Consider the following 7,115-nt stretch of genomic DNA (forward strand, 5'->3'; position numbering starts at 1 on the left):
CGCCGGACTCATGCCAGCGCCTGGGCCAGCAGATGCACGGGATGTTCACAGCGATATGCGGTGCTCATCTCAATCTGCCATTTACAGGTTTCGCAGTCGGTGATGACCAGATCCGGCTTGAGACGGTCGATCTGCTCAAACAGCCCCTCGCCTATGGTCTGGCTGGTCTGGTAGTTTTCCGACTTGAAGCCGTAGGTACCGGCGATGCCACAGCACTGGGAGTCGAGCACAGTGACTTTTACCCCGGGAATGGCGCGCAGCAGCTCCAGGGTGTAGATGACCCCCCCCCATCTTCTCCAGATGGCAGGGGGTGTGATAGGCAATATGCAGGTTGAGGGGCTTCATGGCAGGCTTGTTGCCCCGGTAGAACTCGTTCCACAGGAAGCGGGTCACCAGTGAGATGCGATCTCGCACCTTGCGATTGTCCTGACCGAGCAGGTGCGGGTATTCGTCCCTCAGGGTGAACCCGCAGGTGGAGGAGGTGGCCAGCAGCGGCATCTCGTTGCCGAGCAGGGTGTTTTCGAGCTGCTGGATGTTGAAGGCGGCCTGTTGCTTGGCTTTGGCCATGAAGCCGTTGGCGATGAGTGGCACGCCGCAGCATTTCTCCCGCGCCAGCAACTGCACCCCTATGTTCATGGCATTGAGCACTTGCACCAGCTCCTTGCCGAGCTGGGGGTGGTTGTAGTTGACGTAACAGCCGTGGAAATAGGCGATTTGCCGGTTATAGCTGGCCTGCACGGCTTGCTGCTTCTTGAACCAGCCGCGAAAGGTGCCTTGAGAATACTTGGGCAGGTCGCGGTGGGAGGAGACCCCGAGCGCCTTGTCCAGCACTTGCTTCACCGGTTTGAGTCCTGTGGTGAAGTTGACGATGGGGGCCATCAGGGTCGACATGCTGCCCATCAGATCCGTGTGGGAGAGCACGAACTCGCGCCCCCCCGGTTTGAATCCGCTGTACTGGTGCTTGGCCTTGGCGATGATGTCGCCGATACGCACGCCGCTCGGGCAGGCCACTTCGCAACGTTTGCAATTGGTGCAATATTTGAGCGCCTCGTCATAGAGGGCGGGGCTCTTGATGCGCAGCCGTTCACCATCGGGCCCTGCTTGTTTGGGGCCCGGATAGGCGGGATTGGCCTTGGCTACCGGGCAGTAGGCGGTGCAGACGGTGCATTTGATGCACTGATCGAAAGTCTGATTGGCATGGTCCAAAGGCATGATTAGGCCTCCCGGGCGAGTGATGGGGTGGAGGGGGCGCCGGTCATCGAGTCCCGGGCTGCGGCCTTGGTGAGTATGTGACTGGCGGCTTGCCAGCCGGTGGCGACCGCCACCCCTGAACCTGAGCCTTCCGCAACAGGGTCATAGTGTGCCAGCACGCTGCCGGCACCATAGAGGTTGGTAAGCGCCTTGCCGCCGCGCAGTACTCGCAGCTGTTCATCCGTCTTGACCCCGAAGCCCATGAAGGGGTGGTGGTCGAACAGGTGGCGACCGGCCCAGTCATCGCGCTCGGCCAGGCTGAGCACGTCGGCATCGAAGATGGGTTCACTGATCCCCCCCAGACGCGAGACCAGGCCGCGACTGAAGAAGCTGCCACTGGCGAGCACGAAATCGTCGGCCTCAAAGAGCTGATCGGCGCCGTTCTGGCTATATACCCCAGTGACTCTGTTGCCGTCCAGGGTGGCGCCCAATACCCGCTCACTGATGAGGAAGGTGCCGCCAAGGGCCTGGAAGCGGCGCCTGAGCGCATCTTGCATCCGCATGCCGATGAGGGAGGGGGGCATGGTGGCGACTTCGCGAAGGGTGCACTGGGTGAGCTGCTCCAGCTCGGCCAGTCGAGGCCCCACCAGCCCCAGTGAGAGGCAGGCAGGCAGCACCAGATGACGACAGTCGGGGGCGTCGCTCTCGCGCAGCAGGCGGCGGATCTCCTCGGCAAGCGCGCTCAGCAGAGCTTGTCCCTCCTGACCTTGCTTGTCGAACAGGCGGGCGATGTCCGCCGAGCGAAACTCATGAGGATTACGGTTAAAGGTCGCGAGTTGGGGCAGGTTAATCTCGCCCGTCAGGATACGGCTCTGGGCCAGACGTGGATGCTGGGCCAGATTGGCCGCCGCCAGCGCCGGTTGAAAGTCGCGAAATCCTGCCAGGGTGGCCAGCAGCATGGTGGCCGGAGCTGGTGCTTCTCCCAGGCAGGCGCTGCTGCTAGGCGAGAGCCAGGTCGGCTTGAGGGTGCCGATGGGGGTGAGCCTCAGGTGGTTGTGCGACTCATGGAACAGCGGCAATCCCTGCTCGGCGCAGTGGCGCTGCAGATCGGCCAGGCTAGCCGCAATATGAGTGAGTCCGACCTTTTGATAAGGGTGGCGCGGGTGGGTGGCCAGGAAGGCGGGCAGGGCGGCGAAGGGATCGCCCTGGCAATCGAGCAAGTCCACCGAGCCGGAGGAGAAATGCAGGGCGCTCTGGCCCGAGGCCATGATCAGCGTTTTCTGGCCCGCCTCGGCGAGGCGCAGCCCGGCGCACAGACCGGCCATACCGCCGCCAATGATGATGGTATCGAATCTCATGGGGATACTCCTTCATGGCGCAGGGGGGGGGAATCCTCTGGATCCTGCGGCGCTGTGATGTCGGTGGGGCCAGTCAAATTGCCAAGACCGAACAACCCCTCATAGATCCAGTGGGTGAATTCGGTTTCGCGCAGGGCATCCCCCCACAGCACGGGGCGTACCCCCTTGTAGCGCTCCTCCAGGAAGTCGCGCAGCATGGCGCAGGCCTCGCGGCCATCGGCCTTGCCATATTCGTGCATCAGACCGGCGGCGCGATAGGCACACAGCTCACCCTGGCAGGGGCCCATGCCGAGCCGGGTGCGGCGGCGCAGATCCACCAGGTTGTCCACGTCCAGCTCGCGCAGGGCATATTCAATCTCACCGGCGGTCACCATCTCGCACTCGCAGATGAGGGCGTTGGCCTTGGGGTTGTCTCGAAAGAAGGCGATGACCCGTTCCCCGTGGCGTGACTCGGCGGATCCTTGCGCTGGCGCCGACAGACCAAAGGTCTGAGTGGGCACGGGATCCCGGGAGCCTGGCAGGGCTTGCAGGGCCGTACGACAGCCCTTGTCGTTGCCAAGCTTGCTGGCAACCAGATCCGTGGCCATTTCAGCCATCAGCCGGTAGGTCATCAGTTTGCCGCCGGTGATGGTGATGAACCCTTCCAGACCATCCCGGCTGGCATGATCGAGCAGCACTATGCCGCGGCTGATGTTGCGGCCTGACTCGTCGCCATCCACCGCGACCAGGGGGCGCACGCCCGCATAGGCACGCAGCAAGCGGGTCTGGGCCATGGCGGGGGCCAGTTTGATGCCCTCACGCAGCAGCACCTCGACCTCCTCGGGTTCGACGCGAAGCTGGTCAATCTTGTCATAGTCGATGCGACTGGAGGTGGTGCCAATGAGGGAGATGGTATCCCCGGGCACCAGAATGTCTGCGTCCGCCGGCTTGCGAGCACGATTGAGCACCAGCTGGTTGAGGCGGTAATCCATGATGAGCAGCGAGCCCTTGGCCGGAAACATGCGGATGCCAAGCTCGGCATATTCACAGATCTGCTGGCCCCAGATGCCAGCGGCGTTGATCACCTGCTCGGCTTCTATCTCGAACCCTTCGCCGGTGCGCAGGTTGATGGCCCTGACCCCATGCACTCGGTCTTGCTGGCGCAACAGCCCCACGACTTTGCAGTGGGTAAATATCCGGGCCCCATGCTCCTTGGCATCGAGCACGTTGGCGGTGGCGAGGCGGAAGGGATCTATGGTGCCATCCGGTACTTGTATGGCACCAATCAAGGCTGGATTGACATTGGGTTCGAGGCGCAGCGCCTCTCTGGGCTCGAGCTGGTGGGTCGGGATACCCGCAAGGGCACAGGCTTGCATGAAGGGATCCTGGAAGCCGATGTCGTCCTCGGGCAGCGTCACGAAGAGGCCGCCGGTGTCATCGACACAGTGGCTGGCGATACGCTTGAGGATGCGATTTTCCTGGATACACTCCCGGGCAGATTCGGGATCCGTCAGGGCATAACGGGCACCGGAATGGAGCAAGCCATGGTTGCGTCCCGTGGTGCCGGCGGCAATGTCGTCGCGCTCAAGCAGGATGCAATCTATGCCGCGCAAGGCACAATCACGCATGATGCCGGCGCCGGTTGCCCCCCCTCCAATGATGACCACCCTGGTCGTGACTCTGTTCATCTTGCTGACTCTCATCCTCTGTCGAATGGGAACAGTGTGGTGTGGATTAGCGTGAAAATGTTTGATTTAGACCAAATTAATGTTCGTTTTCGAAAGTTTCGGCGTGGGGAATGCGCAATTTGAGGGGGCGGTCACAAGGTATCCATGGTAATGGCATTGATTTATCATGGTGAGACTACATGAAGAGGTGCTTGACTCAATGAGAGTTGGGTGCGCGTTCTGGCGCTGTATCGGGCAGAACTGGCAAATAAGTGAGGGGACAGTATGGAAGGTAATCGAATGGATACTCCGACTCAGGTCAAGCAGGTTCAAGGAGAGGTGTTCATTATCGATCAGGATGGTTCTGTCTCCCAGATGCCGCCCGAGGGGCAGATAGCCGCCGGTCAGGTCATGCTGACCGGCCGCAATGGCCAGGCCGTGATAGGCGCCGATGGTCAGGCTGTGCAGGTGGGGCCAGATTGTGCCACCTGCAGCGATGAGCAGGGCAGCTGGGTGTCGAGCCCGCATACCCTGGCCCTCAATGGCAAGCCTGACAAAGAGCCGACCAACCTGGATCTCGAGGCGCTGCAACAAGCCATCCGCGCCGGGGCCGACCCGACCGCCGTCTTTGCCGAAACCGCCGCAGGTCCTGCCGTAACGGCAGGGGGCGGCGTGGTCGGCGCCGGTTCGAGCGCCGCTGGTTTCATCGTCGTAGACCGTACCAATGACGCCACCTTGGCCGAGGCCGGGTTTGACACTGGCCACCAGGCTGCCCTCGCTCAGCCCCGTGGCCCCCTGGGTGGCGACTATGTCGATACCTATGCCGCCATCACCGTCTTCGAACCCCAGACCCGCGACAACATCATCAATGCCGACGAGGTGACACAGCTCATCATCCGTGGCCAGGTCGAGGACGTGGAGGTGGGGCAACCCGTCACCGTCACCCTGACCGACAGTGCAGGCAACAGCCTGACGGTGATCACGGTGGTGTTGCCCGGCAATCAGTGGGCCGCCGATTTTTGGCGATGTGACCGGCAAGCTGGTCGATGGTCCCCTCACCATTCATGCCCATACCGTCGATCTGTTTGGCAACGAGGCGGTCGACGATGGCCTGACCCTGCTCGATACCATTACCACCATCACGCTCGACTTGGCCGATGAGAGCGACTCGGGTGCCAGCCAGACGGACGATCTGACCCACGACACCCGCCCCTTGCTGCAAGGCAAGGGTGAGCCGGGCGCCACCGTTACGCTGACCCTGGGCAATCAGGTGCTGGCGGTACTCACCGTCGATGGCGCCGGCAACTGGCAGTTCCCTATTCCCCAGACCTTGGCCGACGGCAGTTATGACTTCAAGGTCGATTCGGTCGATATCGCCGGTAACAAGGCGAGCGATACCCTGACGGTCACCGTCGACACCCAGGCTGGCATCGACATCGACGATCTGGATGCCGGTCAGCTCTGGGGTAGCAATAACGCAACCCTCAGCGGCACTGTGACGCAGGTCGAGCCGGGTCAGATCGTCTCTATCAGCCTGAACGGCGCCGGTCAGCCGGTGCTCAATGTGCAGGCGACGGTCGGGGCCGATGGCCGCTGGCAGGTAGACGGCCTGGATCTTTCCGGTTTCAAGGGCCCCATCGCCATCAAGGCCACAGTGACGGACTTGGCTGGCAATCAGGTGAGTGATGGTGTGCCGCTGGTCGGCCAGAGTGACACTTTGGTGCTCTTTGAAGCAGATCTCGCCAATGGACCCATCAGCCAGATCGGTCAGCTCAACACCGGCGCGGGGGTCGATGGCGGCCTCAAGGTGACGCTGGCGGTAGATCAATCCGCCCTCGAATCCCTTCATCTCACCAGCCATGGCGCCTTGTTGACCTATCAGCAGGGCAGCCAGGGGCTGGTGGCCAGCGCCAATGGTCAGCCGGTGTTCACCCTGACGGTCAACAACAATGGCACCTATACCCTGACCTGGCAGCAGAGCCTCGACCATGGCCAGGACAAGCTGGTACTGCCCTTTGCACTGGAATATCGCGACAGCGATGGCGATCTGGTTGAGGCTCCGCTGCACATAGCGCTGCTCGATAGCACCCCTCCCGATTTCCAGGTACCCGCCCTCACCCTGACCGAAGACGCCTTCCAGGAGGCGAGTGCCGTGGTGGGCATCGCCCAGTTCGACGTTAAGCATGGTGCTGACCCCATACTCGCCAATACGCTGACCTTCGTCGAACAAGCCGGAGTGCTGGCTGGCCTGCAAGGCCAATACAGCAGCGATGGCCATCCTCTGACCTTCGAGTTTGTCGATGACTTGACCCTGAGTGGCTACTACCTGGACGGCAATGGTCAGCGGGTCGAGGTGCTGCAAGCCAAGCTCAGCGCCAGCCAGAACGGTGATGACGTCAAAGGGGAGGTCAGCGTCAGTCTGACTGGCCCGCTCGATCACCAGGGCTCGGATGCCCTGACCCTGGGGCTGAAGGTCGGCGCCGTCGAGATTGATGGCGATGCCACCTCGCCCGCAGAGCTGCAGATCACCATCCAGGATGGTCGGGATCCGGCCCTTGGCATCGACACTGGCATCAGCCTGCAGGAAGGGGCCGCCGGTCAGAGCCTGGATGGCCAACTGCCGGTCAATGTGGGCAGCGACCGCCTGGTGTCCCTGAACTTCGAGGGGAATCAGCCCGCCCTGGATGGTCTCACCAGCGGCGGCAAGCCGACCAGCTATCAGGTCAACGGCAATGTCATTACCCTGCTGGATGCGGGGGGCAAGACGGTGCTGACCGTGACCCTGGACTTGGACGGCAAGTACCATGTGCAGCTCGATGGCGTGCTGGATCAACCTGTGGGTACCAACAGCGTCAATCTGGGGCTGCAGGTGCAAGGCACCGACTTTGACGGCGACCAGAGCAACCTCGGCACCCTCAAC

The 7,115-nt window shown here is 62.2% G+C and carries 4 protein-coding genes and 1 pseudogene; 2 read left to right on the plus strand and 3 right to left on the minus strand.

Features of this window, described 5'->3' with window-relative positions; genetic code table 11:
- Positions 1 to 8: 8 nt before the first annotated feature.
- The 3 genes and pseudogenes from glpC to glpA form a co-directional block, all read right to left on the minus strand.
- Positions 9 to 1,212 (minus strand): annotated as a pseudogene (gene glpC / locus G113_RS03520) (anaerobic glycerol-3-phosphate dehydrogenase subunit GlpC).
- Between the two features lie 2 nt (positions 1,213 to 1,214).
- Positions 1,215 to 2,549, minus strand: coding sequence for a glycerol-3-phosphate dehydrogenase subunit GlpB (gene glpB / locus G113_RS03525; RefSeq protein WP_005893602.1), 1,335 nt, complete (start codon positions 2,547 to 2,549; stop codon positions 1,215 to 1,217).
- The gene (gene glpA, locus G113_RS03530) at positions 2,546 to 4,216 is read right to left on the minus strand and encodes an anaerobic glycerol-3-phosphate dehydrogenase subunit A (RefSeq protein WP_005893603.1); all 1,671 of its coding nucleotides are present in this window, start codon (positions 4,214 to 4,216) and stop codon (positions 2,546 to 2,548) included. Before glpA ends, glpB begins: the two co-directional genes overlap by 4 nt.
- Before the next feature lie 279 nt (positions 4,217 to 4,495).
- Here glpA and G113_RS21705 point away from each other — a divergent pair, with 279 nt between their 5' ends.
- Together G113_RS21705 and G113_RS03535 are read left to right on the plus strand one after the other, a co-directional pair.
- The gene (locus G113_RS21705; protein WP_236611711.1) at positions 4,496 to 5,356 is read left to right on the plus strand and encodes a retention module-containing protein; all 861 of its coding nucleotides are present in this window, start codon (positions 4,496 to 4,498) and stop codon (positions 5,354 to 5,356) included.
- Positions 5,346 to 7,115 (plus strand): Ig-like domain-containing protein (locus tag G113_RS03535; protein ID WP_236611712.1); only part of this gene is annotated, 1,770 nt, incomplete at its 3' end. The genes G113_RS21705 and G113_RS03535, both read left to right, overlap by 11 nt.

Source organism: Aeromonas molluscorum 848, assembly GCF_000388115.1.
Taxonomy (GTDB): Bacteria; Pseudomonadota; Gammaproteobacteria; order Enterobacterales; family Aeromonadaceae; genus Aeromonas; species Aeromonas molluscorum.